A 17,738-nucleotide genomic window follows, 5' to 3' on the forward strand; every position below is an offset into this window, starting at 1 on the left:
ACGAGTGTTTGCTCTTCGCGTACGCGTGTTGGCCGCTCGCCGACGGAATCGGCCGTTTTCTAGCGGCCGGACTCCCCGCGCCAGCGAGCCAGGCGACCGGCGCGGTCGACCGCGCGGAGGCGGCGCTCGGCGGCGTCACGGGCGGCGATCGTAGTGACTACGAGTAACTGGTCCTGTTCCTGCAAACGGGTGGTCTTCTGGGGAGTGAAGCCGTGCCCGTCGCGGACCACCAGGCTGATGGTCGAGCCCTCCGGGAGCCGGAGCTCGGTCAGGTAGACGCCGTGCATCTTGGAGCCCGCCTGGATGCGGACCTGCAGGAGTTCGGCGCCGAGCTCGTCCAGCGGCGCCGAGTCGACCTCGATCTCCTTGGCCTCGCCGCCCGCGTCGAGCCCGAGCTTGCGCGCCAGCGGGGCGAGCGTCGCGCCCTGCAGCAGCGTCAGCACGATGACCAGCACGAACACGGCGTCGACCAGGCGTTGCGCGCCGGGGACGCCCTCGGAGAGCGGGATCATCGCGAGCACGATCGGCACCGCGCCCCGCAGCCCCGCCCAGGCGAGGAAGGTCTGTTCCCGCCACGACACCTTGAACGGCAGCGCGGCGATCAGCACCGAGATCGGCCGCGAGAGCACCAGCACCACCGCGCCCGCGATGAGCCCTGGCACGACCGCGTCCAGCAGCCGGGTGGGCGACGCGAACAACCCGAGCAGCACGAACAGCCCGATCTGCGCGAGCCAGCCGAGGCCTTCTGCGAACGAGAGCGTGTCCGAGCGGTGCGGCAGCCGCGAGTTCCCGAGCACCACCCCGGCGACGTAGGTGGCCAGCAGCCCGGACGCGTGCGCGAGCTGCCCGCTCGAATACGCGAGCACGCACACCGCGACCGTGGCCAGCGGATACAGGCCGGTCGCCGGCAGCGCGGCCCGGCGCAGCGCCAGCGCGCCGACCCAGCCGAAGAGCAGGCCGAGCCCCAGGCCCAGCGCGAGTTCGTAAACGACCAGCAGCGGCAGCGTCCAGTCGACGACGCTGGCTTCGGCGAGCACGACGACCGCGATGTACGCGGGCGCGTCGTTGATGCCCGACTCGAGTTCGAGGGTGCCGACCAGCCGTTTGCCGACGCCGATGGTGCGCAGCACGGAGAACACGGCCGCCGAGTCGGTGGACGCGAGCACCGCGCCCCACAGCAGCGCCATCCGCCAGTCGAGGCCGAGCAGCCAGTGCAGCGCGGAGCCGGTGATCGCGATGCTGACCCCGACGCCCACTGTGGACAGTGCGATTCCGGTGCCCAGCCCCGGTTTCACCGCGTGCCAGCGAGTGGTGAGGCCGCCTTCGGTGAGGATCATGACGAGCGCCGCCAGTCCCAGCGACTGGGTCAGCCCGGGGTTGTCGAACTCGACGCCGAACCCGGCTTCGCCGATCAGGACACCGATCGCCAGGTAGAGCAGCAGCGAGGGCAGGCCGAGGCGGATCGAGACGCGGACGGCGATCACGGCGGACAGGAGCACGACGCCGCCGGTGCCCAGCACGATCGGGAGTTGCTCCATGCACGCCTCCATCCCGGTCGCCCCGTGGGCTATCAGAATAGTGAGGCCGGGTCATTCACCCGATCGTGGAGCACCGGACTGTGCGGGTTTTCCCTTGTGCTACGGCCTCCGGCCCCCGGTATCCAGCTTATCGCCGGGTACCGACAAGATCCGGTGAGCGAGCTGGGTCGAGGAGTGAGCTGTCCACACCTAATAGGGCGAAAGGTTCCTGCGCCGCGGGGAGTATCCGGATAGCCCGGGAAGCGTCACGGGACAGCCATCCGGCGTCCACCGCGCGGCGCAGAAAAGCGGCGGGCAGCACGCCTGCCAGGTGCTCGCGGCGCTCTGTCCAATCCAGACACTCGCGCAGCAGCGGGCGGCGCGGTGCCTGCTCGATCACCACGCCGAGTCCATCGAGGACGGACCTGCCCCGCGACGTCAATGCCAGCCCCGACGAGGTCTCCAGCAGCCCGGCCGCGATCATCCCGTCCCGCAGCGCCACGCCGAGCTTCCCGGCCAGATGGTCGTAACAGGTCCGCGCGAATTCCAGCTTCCGCACACGCGTCGACGTGCGCAGGCCGATGGCTGGACGGTGGTCGGCGTGCTGCGCGAGGCCTTCGATCAGCTGGGCCACCCGGGGATCGTCGATGCGGACGTAACTGTGCCGCCCCTGCTTGACACTCCCGACGAACCCCGCCTCACGCAGCCGCGTGACGTGCTCGCTCGCGGTCGACGGCGCGATCTTCGCCGCCGCCGCGAGCTCGCCGACCGTCCAGGCCCTCCCGTCGAGCAGCGCCAGGCACATCGCCGCCCGGCTCGGGTCGGCCAGTACCGCGGCCACCTCGGCCAGCGCGATCGTCTCCATCAGCACACGGTAGGTCAGGAACGTATCGGCCGCGGCCGACCTAAGACAGGAACTTCGCCGCCAGCTTCACGGCGGGCTTCGACGAGTCGGCGCCCTCCATGAACACCACGAACGCGGTGTCGCCCTTGTAGCCGACGAACCAGCCGTGCGCGTTCTCGCCACTGCCGAACTGCGCGGTCCCGGTCTTGCCGCGCACCTCGCCGCTCTTGGCCAGGTCGGTCGCGGTGCCGCCGGTGACGACCTCGCGCATCATCTGGCGCAGCGGGCCGAGCACCCCGGCGGGCGGCGCCTTGTAGCCGGTGCCGACCTCGGTCGGCAGGTCGGTGAACAGCTGCGGGGTGACCGCCTTGCCCGAGGCCACGGTCGCCGCCATCAGGCAGGCGCCGAACGGGCTGACCGTGACCCGGCCCTGCCCGATCCCGTCCTCGACCCGCTGGGACTTGTCGTCCGCCGCCTCGACCTTGCCCGCCTCGGTGGTCAGGCCGGGGATGCTGAAGTCGGCGTTCAGCCCGAACTGGTCGGCGGCCTTCTTCAGCCCGTCCGCTGGCAGATCCGCCGCGATCTGGCCGAACGTGGTGTTGCACGACTTCGCGAACGCCTGGTGCAGCGGAATCGGGTTGGGATAGCCGAAACCGTCGTTCTTGAGCGTGCGCTGGCCGATCTGCGCGACCTCCGGGCAGTCACGGGCCTCGTTCGCGTCGATGCCGCTTTCCAGCGCCGCGGTCGCGGTGGCGATCTTGAAGGCCGAGCCCGGCGCGAACTGGCCGCTGAACGGGTTGGTGCTCTTGGCAGCCGCGGCCGCGTTGCGCGCGGCGGAGGTGATCTCGCCGTTCGCCTTCATCGAGATGATCACGGCGGGCCGGTCACCGGCGGAATCCACCGCCGCCTGCGCGGCCGCCTGCGTCGCGAGGCTCACTGTCGACGTAGCGGGCTTGACCGTGCCCGAGCCTTCCTTCGTGAACACTTCCTTGACCACGGCACCCGCGCCGTCGACGATGCCGATCGCGAAACCGGCGTCGCCGGAACTCTGCGCCTTCGCGCTGTTCAACGCCGAGTCGAGCAGCGGGACCAGCGGTGTGGTCACGTCGCCGCCGACCAGCGCCTTGCCGTCCCGGTCCACGACGGCGGGCTGCTTGCCCGCGGTCTTGAGCAGGAGCCGCTGGCCGTCCTTGAGCTCGGGGTGCAGCAGCGCGGGCGTCCAGTGGACCTTCCAGTCGTTGCCGGAGCGGACCAGCTCGATCGGGACGTCGTAGTCCCACTTCTCGCTGGTCAGGCTCCACACGAGATGGAACTTGCCGGTGCTCGTGGTCGCTCCCGCGGCCGCGGGAGCCACCTCGGTGAGCGTCGCCCGCACCTTGGCGGACACGCTCGAGTACACGTCCGAGATGGCGGCCGTCGCCACCTGCGGGTTGTCCGTGTACTTGCCCGCGCTCGCGGCGTCGTGCGACGAGAACGCCAGTACGTACTTGGTGGCCATGTCCTTCGGGCCGGGCGCGGTGGTGGCCGGACCGGGCTCACCGGAAGCCGAGTCCGGGGTGGAGCCGCTGTTCAGCAGCACCACCCCGGCCAGCACGACCACGACGACCGCCACGGCGGCCCCGATGAGAATCCCTCTTCTACGCGCGGTACTCACGTTCACAATCCCCCAGTTACGAGCTACTGGAGGCCGACATTAACCGAGTTGTCCGCACGTGGTCCGAACCATCACAACATCTACACTTTTGCCACCGAGACCGTCACCTTGACGCCCTCGCCGACCGTGCCCTCGGACCCGCCGGTCACCTCGCCATAGCCCACCGCGAGCGAAAGCGTCTCCGAAGCGACGAACTTCTCGTGCGCCTTCGCGGCCTCGACGACCTCGGCTGGCGCGTCGACGACCAGCTCGATCCGGTCCGCGACGTCGAGCCCGGCATCACGGCGGGCCTGCTGGACCACCCGGATCAGGTCGCGCGCCAGCCCTTCGGCGGCCAGCTCGGGCGTGACGTCCGTGTCGAGCAGCACCAGGCCGCCGCCACCGGGCAGCTCAGCGGCCGCGCCCGAGTCCTTGGCGACCAGCTTGCGCTCGTACTCGCCCTCGATCAGCTCGATCCCGGCCGCCACCACGGCGCCCGACTCCGACGTCGACCAGTCACCGGCCTTGACGGCCTTGATCACCGTCTGGACGTCCTTGCCCAGGCGCGGCCCGGCGGCGCGGGCGTTGACCGCGACCTGGAACTCGCCGTGCGCGGCGACGTCCGTGGTCAGCTCGACCGACTTGACGTTCACCTCGTCGCGCAGGATGTCGGTGAACTCGCGCAGCAGCTCGGCGTCGCCCGCCGCGACCAGCAGCCGGGCGAGCGGCAGGCGCACCCGCAGCTTGTTGGCCTTGCGCAGGGACAGCGCGGACGAGGCGACCTGGCGGACGTGGTCCATCGCGGTCACCAGCGCGGCGTCGGCGGGCAGCTCGACCGCGTTCGGCCAGTCGGTCAGGTGCACCGAGCGGCCACCGGTCAGCCCGCGCCACACCGACTCCGCGGTCAGCGGCAGCAGCGGCGCGACCACGCGCGAGGTCACTTCGAGCACGGTGTGGAGCGTGTCGATCGCGTCCTGCTCACCCGCCCAGAAGCGGTCACGGGACCGGCGCACGTACCAGTTCGTGAGCACCTCGAGGAACTCACGCACGATCGAGCAGGCGCCGGCCACGTCGTAGGTGTCCAGCGCGTACTCGACGTCGGTGACCAGCTGGTGCGTCTTCGCCAGCACGTACCGGTCGAGCACGTGCTTGGAGTCCGTGCGCCAGGTGCCGTCGACGCCCTCGGCGTTGGCGTACAGCGCGAGGAAGTAGTACGAGTTCCACAGCGGCAGCACGGCCTGGCGCACCGCGTCGCGGATGCCCTTGTCGGTGACGATCAGGTTCCCGCCGCGCAGGATCGGGCTCGCCATCAGGTACCAGCGCATCGCGTCGGAGCCGTCGCGGTCGAAGACCTCGTTGACGTCCGGGTAGTTGCGCAGCGACTTGGACATCTTCGCGCCGTCCGAGCCGAGCACGATGCCGTGCGAGACGCAGGCGCGGAACGCGGGCCGGTCGAACAGCGCGGTCGCCAGCACGTGCAGCAGGTAGAACCAGCCGCGGGTCTGGCCGATGTACTCGACGATGAAGTCACTCGGGTAGTGGTGCTCGAACCACTCGGCGTTCTCGAACGGGTAGTGCACCTGCGCGTACGGCATCGAGCCCGAGTCGAACCAGACGTCGAGCACGTCCGCGACCCGGCGCATGGTCGACTTGCCGGTCGGGTCGTCCGGGTTGGGCCTGGTCAGCTCGTCGATGAACGGCCGGTGCAGGTTGTCCAGCCGCACGCCGAAGTCGCGCTCCAGCTCGTCGAGCGAGCCGTAGACGTCGGTGCGCGGGTAGCTCGGGTCGTCCGACTGCCACACCGGGATCGGCGTGCCCCAGTACCGGTTGCGCGAGACCGACCAGTCGCGGGCGTTCTCCAGCCACTTGCCGAACTGGCCGTCCTTGACGTGCTCGGGGTACCAGGTGATCTGCTGGTTGAGCTCGACCATGCGGTCCTTGAACTCGGTCACCGCGACGAACCACGACGAGACGGCGCGGTAGATCAGCGGGTTGCGGCAGCGCCAGCAGTGCGGGTACGGGTGCTCGTAGGTCTCGTGGCGCAGCAGCACCGCGCCCTGACGGCCCGCGGAACCCGTGCCGTTCTTGAGGTCCTTGATGATCTCCGGGTTCGCGTCGAACACCAGCTTGCCCGTGTAGTCAGGCACGGTGGAGTCGAACTTGCCCTGCGAGTCGACCGGGGTGACGGGCACGATGCCGTGCGCGTCGGTGACCGCCTTGTCTTCTTCACCGTAGGCGGGCGCGATGTGGACGACACCCGTGCCGTCCTCTGTGGTCACATAGTCGGCCGAGAGCACGCGGTGCGCGTTCTCGTGCCCGGCGAAGTACGGGAACGGTGGCGCGTAACGGGTTCCGAGCAGCTCGGTGCCGGTGTAGTGCGCGATGACCGACGGCTCCTCGCCGAGCTCACGCGCGTAGGCGGCGACGCGGGCCTCGGCCAGCAGGAACCGCTTGCCCTCGGACTCGACGACCACGTACTGCACGTCCGGGTGCACGGCCGTGGCGAGGTTCGACGGCAGCGTCCACGGGGTCGTGGTCCAGATCAGCAGGTAGGTGCCGTCGAGCTCGTTTTCGTTGCCCTCCAGCCGGAAACCGACGGTGACCGCCGGGTCCTGGCGGCTCTGGTAGACGTCGTCGTCCATCCGGAGCTCGTGGTTGGACAGCGGCGTCTCATCGCGCCAGCAGTACGGCAGGACGCGGTAGCCCTCGTAGACCAGGCCCTTGTCCCACAGCTGCTTGAACGCCCAGATCACCGACTCCATGTAGTTGACGTCGAGTGTCTTGTAGTCGTTCTCGAAATCGACCCAGCGCGCCTGGCGGGTGACGTACTCCTCCCACTCACCGGTGTAGCGCAGCACGGACTCGCGGCAGGCGTCGTTGAAGACGTCGATGCCCATCGCGTCGATCTCGGACTTCTCGGTGATCCCCAGCTGGCGCATGGCTTCCAGCTCGGCGGGCAGGCCGTGCGTGTCCCAGCCGAAGCGGCGCTCGACGCGCTTGCCCTTCATGGTCTGGTAGCGCGGCACCAGGTCCTTGACGTACCCGGTGAGCAGGTGGCCATAGTGCGGCAGGCCGTTGGCGAACGGCGGCCCGTCGTAGAAGACGTATTCGTTGGCGCCGTTGACCCCGGCCTCGCGCGCGTCGATGCTCGCCTGGAAGGTCCGGTCGGACTCCCAGTACGCGAGCACGTGCTTCTCGAGCTCGGGGAATGACGGCTGGGACGGGACGGTGGCCGCTCCGTCCAGCTGAGCCTTGGGGTACATCGGCGGTGCTCCTCGTCGTCTTCTCGTACAGGCTGTTCGCCTACACGGGGACGAGACGCGCCGTTTCCGGCGGTTCCGCGGTACCACCCCGCTTGCCCCTGCGCATGGGCATGGGCCGCTTCGTTTCGGCTGTGACGGGCCGTACCCGTCCGGTTCTACTGGGGGCGCGCGGGCCCTGTTCTTCCGGAGGCTCCCCGGTGATGGCCGGATCGGTGCCTTTGTTTCTCTAGGTTAACGCCCACGGTAAAGCGGGTTTGCACAGGCCTGGTTGTCGCTAGGATGGCCGCCTGCCAATCAGGGGGATTTCCGTTTTGAGCCGTACCTTTCAAGTGGATCTTCGCGGTGTCGTCGATCTGCTGAGCCAGCACCTGTACTCCAGCCCGCGTGTCTATGTCCGCGAGCTGCTGCAGAACGCCGTCGACGCGGTCACCGCGCGCGGCGCCGAGGCCTCGATCGCGATCGTCGTCGGCGACGGCACGCTCACGATCACCGATACCGGCATCGGCCTATCCGAGGCGCAGGTGCACGAGCTACTCGCGACGATCGGGCGCAGCTCGAAACGGGACGACCTCGGGTTCGCCAGGCACGAGTTCCTCGGCCAGTTCGGGATCGGCCTGCTGTCGGCGTTCCTGGTCGCCGACGAGGTCCGCGTCGTCACCCGCTCGGCCACCGGCACGCCCGCGGTCGCGTGGACCGGCCGGTCCGACGGGACGTACGCGATCGAACCCGCCACGCGGGACGCGATCGGCACCACGGTCACCTTGACCGCGCGGCCGGGCGCCGAGCAGTGGCTGGTCCCGGAGACCGTCACCGACCTGGCACGGCTGTACGGCTCGATGCTGCCGTTCGACGTCACGGTCAACGGCCAGTCCGTCACCGGCGAGGTGCCGTGGCGCGCCGACGACCGGTCTCCCGGGCACCGGCAGGCCGACCTGGTCGGGCACGCGCAGGACCTGCTGGGCTTCACGCCGTTCGACGTGATCGAGCTGGACGTGCCCGAAGCCGGGCTCACCGGCGTCGCGTACGTGCTGCCGTTCCCCGCCAACCCGGCCGAGCACGCGGGGCACCGCGTGTACCTCAAGCGCATGCTGCTGGCCGAAAGCGCGACCAGCCTGCTGCCGGACTGGGCATTCTTCGCGCGCTGCGTGGTCGACGCGAGCGAACTCCGGCCGACCGCGAGCCGCGAGGCGCTCTACGACGACGGGCTGCTGGAAGCGACCCGCGAGGCGCTCGGCGACCGGCTGCGCGGCTGGCTCGTCGGGCTCGCGCGGACCAGCCCGGAGCGGCTGACCCGGTTCCTCGGCGTGCACCACCTGGGCGTCAAGGCGCTCGCGCTGCACGACGACGAGATGCTGCGGCTGGTCGAGCAGTGGTGGCCGATGGAGACCAACGTCGGCCGGATGACGCTCGCCGAGTTCCGCGCCCGCCACGGGCTGGTCCGCTACAGCGCGACCACCGACGAGTTCCGGCAGCTGGCCGGGGTCGCCGCGGCGCAGGACCTCGCGGTGATCAACGGCGGCTACACCTACGACAGCGAGATCATCGAGCGGCTACCGGGTATCGAGCCGGGACTGACCGTCGAACGGCTCGAGCCGAGCACGCTCGCGACGGCGTTCTCGCCGCTCAACCCGGCCGAAGAGCTGGCGGCGCGGCCGTTCCTCGGCACGGCGCAGCGAAGCATGGACAAGCTCGGCTGCGAGGTCGTGCTGCGGGAGTTCGAACCGGCGTCGCTGCCGGTGCTGTTCCTGGTGGACCGCTCGGCGGCCTTCCAGAGCGAGCTGCGCGCGACCAAGGACAAAGTGGACGAACTGTGGGCCGGCGTGCTGTCGGCCTTCGAAAAGCCCGCCGACGACCGCCCGCAGCTGGTGCTCAACCACCGGAACCCGTTGGTACGGCGCATTTCCGCGTTGCGCGACGACTCGCTGACCGCGCTCGCGGTCGAAGCGCTCTACGGCCAGGCGTTGCTGCTCGGCTACCACCCCATCCGCCCGGCCGACGCGGCTCTGCTCAACCGGTCGTTCCTCGGCCTGCTCGACCAGGCCGTCCCCTCGGAGGAGAACCGATGAGCGAGCAAGAGCTGTGGGATCGCCTGCGGGGTGCCGGCGCGCGGCCGTACGGGCGCGCGCACACCGCCGAGCTGGAGGAGATCCTGCGCCTGGTGGACGCGCAAGGCTCGCAGCGGCTGAAGTACACGACGCGGCTCATGATCGCGAACGCCTACCGGCACGGCGGCGAGCCTGCCAAGGCGTTCGTGCCGTTTTCGTGGTGCCTGGCCGCGCATGACGCGGGCGAAGGCGATCCCGCGCTGGACTTCCGGCTGTTCTGGCAGTTCAAGGGCACGGTCAACGCGATGGCCGGATTCCCCGAGATCCCGCTCGGGCAGACCTACGCGGTGCTCGACGACATGGAGCGCCGCTACCGGCTGGCCGGGCACACGATGAACCCGGTGCACCAGCACCGCGAGCTCATCGCGCGCCACGTCGGCGACAAGGCCGTGGCGCGCGAGCAGTACCGGCTCTGGACGGCGGCGCCGCGCGGCGAGATGTCCGACTGCGAAGGCTGCGAACCGAACTCGAAGGTCGCGCACCTGACCTGGCTCGGCCAGTTCGAGGACGCCGTCCGGGTCGGGGATTCCGTGCTGGGCGGGCAGTTCAACTGTGTCGAGCAGCCGCAGAGCATCCTCACCGCGATGCTGGTCCCGTATGTCCGAACAGGACGCTTGGCCGAGGCCGCGCGGGCACACCGGCAGGCCTACCGCGCGATCCAGAGCACGCCGAGCGAGCTGCAGACGGTCGGCGTCCACTTGAGTTTCTGCGCGCTCACCGGGAATCACGCACGCGGGCTCCAGCTGCTGGAGCGTCACCTGGGCTGGCTGGACACCGCGCCGACCCCGTTGGCGGAGATGTCGTTCTCGGCGTCCGCGGCATGCGTGCTGAGCCTGGTCGAAGCCGAGGGACACGCGAACGCGACCGTCGGAGACGTGTCGGTCGGCGAGCTGCGTGCGCGGCTGAGCGAACGGGCGCTGGCGATCGCCGCGCGGTTCGACGCGCGTAATCAGACGTCCAGGCAAGGAGATTGGGTGCGCGACCGCCTCGCCCAAGTGCCCATTGTGGACTTCCTGCCGCTGTCGGGCCCGGTCCGCGAACCGGCTCGCGCCGTACCCGTCGCAGTGTCCTTTCCGGACAGTCCGGCCGCACTCGCCGACCTCGCCGAACGGCAGCACCTGCTCGACGACAAGGCCGCGACCGCGGCAGCGTGGGCGCGCTTCGACGAACTGTTGCCTGCCCCAGAAGGCAAGCTGCTCGCGCGCCGGCTGGTCGGCGCCGGAAACCTGGTCGTGAACCAGGTCCGCGATGTGGCCGTCACGCACTGGTCGCGTGCCGCCGAGGTCTATCGCGGGCTGGGCGACGAGGTCGCTTACGAAGCGGTGCGAAGCCGTCTCGGCCTTCTCAAGTGCTTCGCGGGCGAAGGCACGGACGAGATCACGGCCAGTGTCGAGCGGCTGGGCGAACTGGGCGACGCGGAGCAGTACGGCTGGGGATTGCTGCGGCTCGCGCAGGCCGCCCTGGTGAGCGGCGACCCCGAACGCGCGATGGGGCTGCTGGACGACGCTCGCAAGCCGATCGAAGAAGCCGGGGTCGCGCTGCAGTCCGCGCAGCTGCTGCAGCAGACCGCGGAGTTCTCGGCGACCATGAGCCAAGAACTCACCACCGAACCACTCGACCTGCTCCACGAAGCCGCCGCGCGTTATCTCTCGGCGGGTGCACCGCTGCGCGCGGCCGGGGCCCGGCTGTCGGCGGCCCGACTGAAGGCGATTTCCGGCGACCTCGAAGCGGCCACCACGCTCTTCACCGCGGTGATCACGGACTTCCTCGCCTACGGCAACCCGGTCGGCGCGGCCCGCGCCAAAGTCGAACTCGGTTCGGCCTGCCTGCACCTCGGCCGGTTCGAGGAAGTCGCGGACCGTCTCGAAGAGGCGATCCCAGTACTGCGCGAGGCCGACGAGGATTTCTCGCAGGCACAGTTCATGCTCGCGCGCGCCTACCGCGGACTGCGTCAGCCGGACCAGGCGCTCGAGCTGCTCGCCGAGGTCGCGCGGTTCTGTCTCGACGACGGCAACCAGGCAGGCGCCGGTCAGATGCACGAACTCTCCGGCGACATCCTCGACGAACTCGACCGCGACGCACTGGCGGCCGAAAGCTTCACTCGCGCCGCGGACCTGTTCCACGAAGCGGACTTCGGCGTCGACGAACTCCGCGCCCGCCGCCGCGTCCCCCTCTCATGGCACTGGGCCCGCGACCAAGACCAAGCCCTCACCACACTCGCGGCCGCCGACGCACTCGCCGCCACGCTCCCCACCGAGGATCCCCAAACCCTCTGGGAACGTTCGATGCTCGACTACGACGCCGCCCGCATCCTGACCAACTTCGAGCGCCCCGCCGAAGCCCTCCCCCGCGTCGTCCGCGCGGCCGAAGGCTTCCGCACCTTGGACTCACTCACCGAGGTCGCGATCGCGGGCGCTCTCCACGGCCGAATCCTCCGCGACCTCAACCGCCCCACCGAGGCCCACGCCGTCCTCACCCAGGCACTGGCCGCACTCCCCGCCGAGGCCACGCACCAACGCGCCCAACTCGAAGCGCTCCTGTCCGACCTAACCCCCTAACCCACCCAAGCAGGGGATAAAGCCCGCTTAACTCCCCGGGATAAAGCGGGCTTTATCCCGCCACGCGTACCCGGATGGACGACACGCGTACGCCAACGGACGACACGCGTGCACAGCCGGACGACACAGCTCGCGCAGCACTACCCACCCGGCCTGCCGTGTCGTCCATCCATGCACGCGTGTCGTCCATCCATGCACGCGTGTCGTCCATCCATGCACGCGCGTCGTCCGTTCAGGGACCGCGGCGGGGGCTAGCTGTCGGCTTTGGATTTCTTCTTGGTGCGGTGGGCGGTGGCTAGGTGGGCGTCGGGGCCGCAGCGGACGCAGGGGGTGAAGCCGAGTTCGCGGGCTTCGGAGACGCCGATCGGGATGAGGTCGCGGTCGGCGAGCCAGGTGCAGGCGCGCAGGTGATAGCGGGGGTACTCGTCGACGACGACCACCTCGACGTCGAGCTCCGACACGATGAGCAGGTCGGCGGCGTCGGTGGGTTCTTCGCCGGGGTCGCCCTCGTCCTTCGCGCGGACCGGGACGGCGGCGGGCTCGGGCTCGTCTTCGGCCTCGACGACCGGCACGACCACGGTCTCGTCGGCCGCGTCCGCGGCGACGGCGCCGTCCAGCTCACCGGTGGCCGGGAGCAACGCGGTCTGCTCGGCGTCTTCCGACTCCTCGGCGGCGTCTTCGGCCGGGGCTTCTTCCGGCGCTTCAACCGGCTCGGCCGGGTCAGCGGGTTTCCGGGACTTCCTGCGCAACCAGTCGGCGAACAGGATGAGCCCGGCCAGAACCGAAAGACCGATCGAGACGTAGGCCCAGAGCGAATTGGCGGTGATGAGCGCCGTGACCAACAACCCGAGAGCCGCCAGCACCAGCACGAGCACGATGTAGAGCACGGTGCATTACAACACGTGGACGCACGGAAACGGTTCCGACCCTCCACAAGGAGTGCCGGAACCGTTTCCGTCAGTCAAGCGACTTTCAGCCTGCTTCGGCGCGCGGGCCGAACGAGTAGCCCTGGCCACCGCCGCCGCTGCCACCGGATCCGCCCTGGCCCTGCTGGCCGGAACCCGGGGCCGCCGAAGCGGGTGCCGCTGAACCCCGGTCGTCGAGTTCGCGGAGCTGGGACTCGAGGAACCCACGCAGGCGAGTGCGGTATTCCCGCTCTATCGTGCGCAGCTCTTCGATCTTCTTGCCCAGCGACGTCTTCTCGGCGTTGAGGTTGTTCATCGTCTCGGTGTACTTGCGCTGCGCCTCGCGATCCATGGTGGTCGCCTTGTCGCGCGCCTGCCGCTCCAGGGTCTCCGCCCTGGTCCGAGCGTCGTTCAGCATGGTCTCGGCACGCGTGCGCGCCTCGTTGACCATGGAGTCCGACTTCGAGCGGGCGTCGGAGAGCAACTGCTCGGACTTGGTCCGTGCCTCCGCCAGCATCCCGTCGGACTCGGTCTTGGCCTCGGCGGTGAGCCGGTCGGCCATCTCCTGGGCGAGGCCCAGCACCTTGGCCGCCTGCACGTTGGGCTCGCCGTTGTCGCCCATCATGCCGTGCGACTGGGTCTGCTCCATGGCCGAAGCAGGTGGCGGCACCGGGGCAAGCCGCCGCGGCTCTTCACGCACCGGTGGCGGGGCTTGGACCGCGCTCACCTTCGCGTTCTCCAGCTCGCCGCGAGTGGACTCCAGCTCGTTGTCGAGCTGCTCCACCTGCTGCCGGAGTTCGTTGTTGTCCTCGATCAACCTGGCAAGTTCGGTCTCCACCAAGTCGAGGAAGGCATCTACCTCGTCTTCGTTGTAGCCCCTTTTGCCAATAGGAGGCTTGCTGAACGCGACGTTATGCACGTCAGCGGGGGTCAACGACATCAGATCACCTCACGCACTCCATGGCCTGCAGGTCCACCCAAGCATCCCCGAGTCACTTGGGCGTCGCCAGTTGCATCGCGATGAACACAACCAACAGCAGCACCATAATCGATAAGTCCAGTCCGACGCCGCCAATCCGCACCATCGGGATGATCCGACGGACCAAACGGACCGGCGGGTCCGTAACTGTGTAGATGGTCTCCAGCGTTACCGCAACCCCTCCAGCGGGACGCCACTCGCGCGCGAAGGCGCGCACGAGCTCTATGACGACACGTGCTGTCAGCAACAACCAGAAGGCGAACAGCACGTACCAGACGATGAGCCAGACCAAATCCACGTCACCACTCTGCCATGGCTTAGCCCGGAAGACGCAGTTGGAGGGGTACTTCGTGGCTCTGAGTCGGTTTTCTCACGTTCCGTAGCCGGCGGCGTGTCGTTGTGGATCAGCCGCGGAGGAACAGTCCGCCCTCGGCGATGCGGCGGCGGTCCTCGGCGGTGACGTCGACATCCGGCGGTGAGAGAAGGAACACCTTGTTCGTCACCTTGTCCATCGAGCCACGCAACGCGAACGCGAGCCCGGCCGCGAAGTCGACGAGACGCTTGGCGTCCGCGTTCTCCATCTCGGTGAGGTTCATGATCACCGGGATGCCCTCGCGGTAGTGCTCGCCGATCGCCCGCGCCTCGGCGTAGTTCGTCGGGTGCAGCGTGGTGATGCGGCTCAGCGCGTCCCGCATGGGCGGCTTGGCAGGCTCCATGACCGGCCGCAGCCGGGCCACCGGCTCCGGCTGGCGGTCGACGGCGAGCGCTCCGTGCGTCGACGGCTCCGGCAGCGAGGTGCGGGGACGCGTGCGGACGGCGGGCTCGTACCCCTCGTCGTCGGCGGCACGGTACCGGGTGCGCTGGCGCGGTTGCTCTTCGTAGTCGTCATAGGAGTCGTCGGCGTACGAACCGCGCCGGTAATCGTCGTCGGCGGCGTCCTCGTAGTCGTACCCGTCGTCATCGGCGGGGACCATGCCGAAGTAGGCCTTCAGCTTCTGTAGCGCGCTCATGCCCTCTCCCTAGCCTCGCCGCTCCCGCACCGTGCTACCCGGCTCGGCGGACGTTCAAACTTTTCCCCTCGCCGCCGGGCCGATACTCCCTAAGGCGAGGCTAAACCGCGCCTGCCGAGCAGCGCGGTTCCGACACGCACACAGGTCGAGCCCGCCGCGATCGCTTGCTCCAGATCATTGCTCATTCCGGCGGAAAGCTCACGGGCATTTGGGTGATCTTGGCGCAGCCGCTCGCTTGCTTGCCCCAACGTGTGAAACGCCTTGTCCAGGTCAGCACCGATGGGCGCGACGGCCATCAGGCCACCGAGATTCAAATCACCCGTAAGAGTGATCTCCTCCGCCAGCGCCGGAATCTGCCCGATGGGGCAGCCTCCCCGCGCCGGGTCGCCGTCGATGCTCACTTGGATCAAGACGTCCAAGGGCGCGTCGCGTTGCCCTTCGCCGCGGGCGTTCTTGACGGCTTTCGCGAGCGCCACGGCGAGCCTCGGTGAGTCGACGGACTGGACCTCGTGGGCCCACCGCGCGACCGAGCGCGCCTTGTTCCGCTGCAGCGACCCGACCATGTGCCACCTGATGGCCGCTTCGGGCCGCAGCACGGCCATCTCGTCGACCTTGGCGCTCGCGTCCTGATCGCGATTCTCAGCCATCTGGGTGACGCCGAGGTCGGCCAGCAGCGCGGCGTCCGAAGCCGGGAAGGTCTTGGTGACCGCGAGCAGCCGGACCTCGTCGCGAGCGCGCCCCGCCGCCGCGCACGCGCGGGCGATGCGCTCTTCGACTTCGGCGAGGTTCGCCTCGAGCTCGGCGAGCCGCTCGCTCATGCCTCGATCCACGTGATCGCGGCGATGCGGCCCGTGGTGCCGTCGCGGCGGAAGCTGAAGAGCGTCTTGTCCTCGTTGGTGCAGCGCGGGTCGACACCGATCTTGCCGACGCCGAGATCCGCCAGCTGCCGCCAGAGGCCGGCGCGCAGGTCGAGCCCCGGAGTGCCCTTGCGGGTCTTGCAGGCGCTGCCGGGGACGTGCTTCTCGACGTCGGCCGCCATGTCGGCGGGGACCTCGTAGCAGTCGCCGCAGATCGCCGGGCCGAGCAGGGCCTCGATGCGATGCGGCTCGGCGCCCGCCTTCACCATGGCCTCGACGGCCGCGGGCACGACGCCGACCCTGGTGCCGACGCGGCCGGCGTGCACCGCCGACACGACCCCGGCCTCGGCGTCGGCCAGCAGCAGGGGCACGCAGTCCGCGACGAGCACGACCAGCGCGAGTCCTGCCTGAGCGGTCACGAGCGCGTCGGTGGCTTCCGCGGCCGAGGTCTCGGAGCCGTCGACGATGGTCGCGGTGCGGCCGTGGACCTGCTCCATCCAGGAGAGCCGGTCCTCGGCCAGCCCGAGCTCGGCCGCGAGCCGCTTGCGGTTCGCGTACACGGCGCCCTCGTCGTCACCGACGTGGTCGCCGAGGTTGAACGTGTCGTACGGAGCGCGGGAGGCCCCGCCCGCACGAGTGGTCACTACCCTGCGGATCTTCACGCGTTCGACCCTATCGCTCACAAAGCGAAGGCTCGTGAGTGTTCCGGCCGGTTCTAACCGGCCAGAACACTCACGAGCCCTGAACTGCGAAAACCTCAGCGGCGCATGAACGGCGGCACGTCGACGTCGTCATCGGACGGGTCGTCCTGCACCGGCATCGCGCGACCGGGCAGGCTGCCCGTGCCCGAGGTGGTGCGCGGAGCCGGGTAGCCACGCGAGTTGCCCGGCTGCGGCAGGCCGCCGGACATGGAGCCGGTCGAGCCGACCGGGGTGTGCGTGCGCGGCGGGGCGACCGGGTAGCCGTTGCTGGTCGTCTGCTGCGCCGGCGTGGAGTTCGAGCCGACCGGGGTCGCGCCCTGGCCGACGTGGCCGGAGGTGGCCGTCGCGGTGGAGTTGCCGCGCGCCGACGCGAAGGTCGACGGGTCCAGCTTCTTGTGCGTCGGCGTGCCCGCGTCGAACCCGGCCGCGATGACCGTGACCCTGACCTCGTCGCCGAGCGAGTCGTCGATGATCGTGCCGAAGATGATGTTGGCGTCCGGGTGCGCGGACTCCTGCACCAGCGAGGCGGCCTCGTTGATCTCGAACAGGCCCAGGTCGGAGCCGCCCGCGATCGACAGCAGCGCGCCGTGCGCGCCGTCCATCGACGCTTCGAGCAGCGGCGAGTTGATCGCCTTCTCCGCGGCCTGGATCGCCCGGCCCTCACCACGCGCGGAGCCGATGCCCATCAGCGCGGAGCCCGCGCCGGACATGACGCTCTTGACGTCGGCGAAGTCCAGGTTGATCAGGCCCGGCGTGGTGATCAGGTCGGTGATGCCCTGGACACCGGAGAGCAGCACCTCGTCCGCGGAGCGGAACGCGTCCATCAGCGAGACGCCGATGTCGCCGAGCTGCAGCAGCCGGTCGTTCGGGATGACGATGAGCGTGTCGCACTCGTTGCGCAGCGCCTGGATGCCGTCCTCGGCCTGCTTGCCGCGCCGCTTGCCCTCGAAGGTGAACGGCCTGGTGACCACGCCGATGGTCAGCGCGCCCAGCTTGCGGGCGATCTGCGCGACCACGGGTGCGCCACCGGTGCCGGTGCCACCACCCTCACCGGCAGTCACGAACACCATGTCGGCGCCCTTGATGACCTCTTCGATCTCCTCGCGGTGGTCCTCGGCGGCCTTCTGCCCCACCTCGGGGGCGGCGCCGGCACCCAGGCCGCGGGTCAGTTCGCGGCCGATGTCGAGCTTGACGTCGGCATCGGACATGAGCAGTGCTTGCGCGTCGGTGTTCACCGCGATGAACTCGACACCTTTGAGGCCGACCTCGATCATGCGGTTCACGGCGTTCACGCCGCCGCCGCCGATACCGACGACCTTGATCACCGCAAGGTAGTTGTGCGGGGGCGTCATCGGGTCCGCCTTCC

General features: G+C 69.6%; 13 protein-coding genes. 2 read left to right on the forward strand and 11 right to left on the reverse strand.

Annotation, left to right across the window (positions count from 1 at the left end):
• Positions 1 to 59: 59 nt before the first annotated feature.
• The 4 genes from BLV57_RS19745 to ileS form a co-directional block, all read right to left on the reverse strand.
• Entirely contained in the window at positions 60 to 1,538 is a 1,479-nt protein-coding gene (locus BLV57_RS19745) for a potassium/proton antiporter (protein ID WP_091290798.1), read from the reverse strand.
• A gap of 127 nt (positions 1,539 to 1,665) precedes the next feature.
• Complete coding sequence (locus BLV57_RS19750) at positions 1,666 to 2,382, reverse strand: ArsR/SmtB family transcription factor (RefSeq protein ID WP_091291894.1); 717 nt, start codon at positions 2,380 to 2,382, stop codon at positions 1,666 to 1,668.
• Between the two features lie 40 nt (positions 2,383 to 2,422).
• A complete protein-coding gene (locus tag BLV57_RS19755) occupies positions 2,423 to 4,015 on the reverse strand; it encodes a penicillin-binding transpeptidase domain-containing protein (RefSeq protein ID WP_091290801.1) in 1,593 nt (530 codons plus the stop codon).
• Between the two features lie 80 nt (positions 4,016 to 4,095).
• The gene (gene ileS, locus BLV57_RS19760; protein WP_091290804.1) at positions 4,096 to 7,257 is read right to left on the reverse strand and encodes an isoleucine--tRNA ligase; all 3,162 of its coding nucleotides are present in this window, start codon (positions 7,255 to 7,257) and stop codon (positions 4,096 to 4,098) included.
• A 311-nt stretch (positions 7,258 to 7,568) separates the two neighbouring features.
• Between ileS and BLV57_RS19770 the strand changes: the two genes are divergently transcribed.
• Positions 7,569 to 9,323 carry an HSP90 family protein gene (locus BLV57_RS19770; RefSeq protein WP_091290807.1) on the forward strand — a complete coding sequence of 585 codons (1,755 nt, stop codon included), beginning with the start codon at positions 7,569 to 7,571 and terminating at the stop codon, positions 9,321 to 9,323.
• A complete protein-coding gene (locus BLV57_RS19775) occupies positions 9,320 to 11,920 on the forward strand; it encodes a tetratricopeptide repeat protein (RefSeq protein ID WP_091290810.1) in 2,601 nt (866 codons plus the stop codon). The genes BLV57_RS19770 and BLV57_RS19775 overlap by 4 nt, the downstream gene beginning before the upstream one ends.
• A gap of 251 nt (positions 11,921 to 12,171) precedes the next feature.
• Here the strand turns inward: BLV57_RS19775 and BLV57_RS19780 are convergent, their stop codons facing one another.
• The 7 genes from BLV57_RS19780 to ftsZ form a co-directional block, all read right to left on the reverse strand.
• Complete coding sequence (locus tag BLV57_RS19780) at positions 12,172 to 12,807, reverse strand: hypothetical protein (RefSeq protein ID WP_091290813.1); 636 nt, start codon at positions 12,805 to 12,807, stop codon at positions 12,172 to 12,174.
• A gap of 85 nt (positions 12,808 to 12,892) precedes the next feature.
• Positions 12,893 to 13,765 carry a DivIVA-like cell division protein Wag31 gene (wag31, locus tag BLV57_RS19785; RefSeq protein ID WP_091290816.1) on the reverse strand — a complete coding sequence of 291 codons (873 nt, stop codon included), beginning with the start codon at positions 13,763 to 13,765 and terminating at the stop codon, positions 12,893 to 12,895.
• Between the two features lie 52 nt (positions 13,766 to 13,817).
• Positions 13,818 to 14,102, reverse strand: a complete 285-nt coding sequence (locus BLV57_RS19790) for a YggT family protein (RefSeq protein WP_091290819.1) — start codon at positions 14,100 to 14,102, stop codon at positions 13,818 to 13,820.
• Between the two features lie 106 nt (positions 14,103 to 14,208).
• Complete coding sequence (locus tag BLV57_RS19795) at positions 14,209 to 14,814, reverse strand: cell division protein SepF (protein WP_091290822.1); 606 nt, start codon at positions 14,812 to 14,814, stop codon at positions 14,209 to 14,211.
• A gap of 89 nt (positions 14,815 to 14,903) precedes the next feature.
• The gene (locus tag BLV57_RS19800) at positions 14,904 to 15,632 is read right to left on the reverse strand and encodes a YggS family pyridoxal phosphate-dependent enzyme (protein WP_091290825.1); all 729 of its coding nucleotides are present in this window, start codon (positions 15,630 to 15,632) and stop codon (positions 14,904 to 14,906) included.
• A complete protein-coding gene (pgeF, locus tag BLV57_RS19805) occupies positions 15,629 to 16,333 on the reverse strand; it encodes a peptidoglycan editing factor PgeF (RefSeq protein WP_091290827.1) in 705 nt (234 codons plus the stop codon). The genes BLV57_RS19800 and pgeF overlap by 4 nt, the downstream gene beginning before the upstream one ends.
• 95 nt (positions 16,334 to 16,428) lie before the next feature.
• Positions 16,429 to 17,724: a cell division protein FtsZ gene (gene ftsZ / locus BLV57_RS19810; RefSeq protein ID WP_091290830.1), complete on the reverse strand. Its 1,296-nt coding sequence runs from the start codon at positions 17,722 to 17,724 to the stop codon at positions 16,429 to 16,431.
• Between the last annotated feature and the right edge of the window lie 14 nt (positions 17,725 to 17,738).

This window comes from Amycolatopsis xylanica, assembly GCF_900107045.1.
Classification (GTDB): Bacteria; Actinomycetota; Actinomycetes; order Mycobacteriales; family Pseudonocardiaceae; genus Amycolatopsis; species Amycolatopsis xylanica.

Excerpts from the sequence above, each read along its gene's own strand:
- BLV57_RS19745 (WP_091290798.1), bottom strand. The coding sequence starts at position 1,538 with ATGGAGCAACTCCCGATCGTGCTGGGCACCGGCGGCGTCGTGCTCCTG.
- BLV57_RS19750 (WP_091291894.1), bottom strand. The coding sequence starts at position 2,382 with ATGGAGACGATCGCGCTGGCCGAGGTGGCCGCGGTACTGGCCGACCCG.
- ileS (WP_091290804.1), bottom strand. The coding sequence starts at position 7,257 with ATGTACCCCAAGGCTCAGCTGGACGGAGCGGCCACCGTCCCGTCCCAG.
- BLV57_RS19775 (WP_091290810.1), top strand. The coding sequence starts at position 9,320 with ATGAGCGAGCAAGAGCTGTGGGATCGCCTGCGGGGTGCCGGCGCGCGG.
- wag31 (WP_091290816.1), bottom strand. The coding sequence starts at position 13,765 with ATGTCGTTGACCCCCGCTGACGTGCATAACGTCGCGTTCAGCAAGCCT.
- BLV57_RS19795 (WP_091290822.1), bottom strand. The coding sequence starts at position 14,814 with ATGAGCGCGCTACAGAAGCTGAAGGCCTACTTCGGCATGGTCCCCGCC.
- BLV57_RS19800 (WP_091290825.1), bottom strand. The coding sequence starts at position 15,632 with ATGAGCGAGCGGCTCGCCGAGCTCGAGGCGAACCTCGCCGAAGTCGAA.
- ftsZ (WP_091290830.1), bottom strand. The coding sequence starts at position 17,724 with ATGACGCCCCCGCACAACTACCTTGCGGTGATCAAGGTCGTCGGTATC.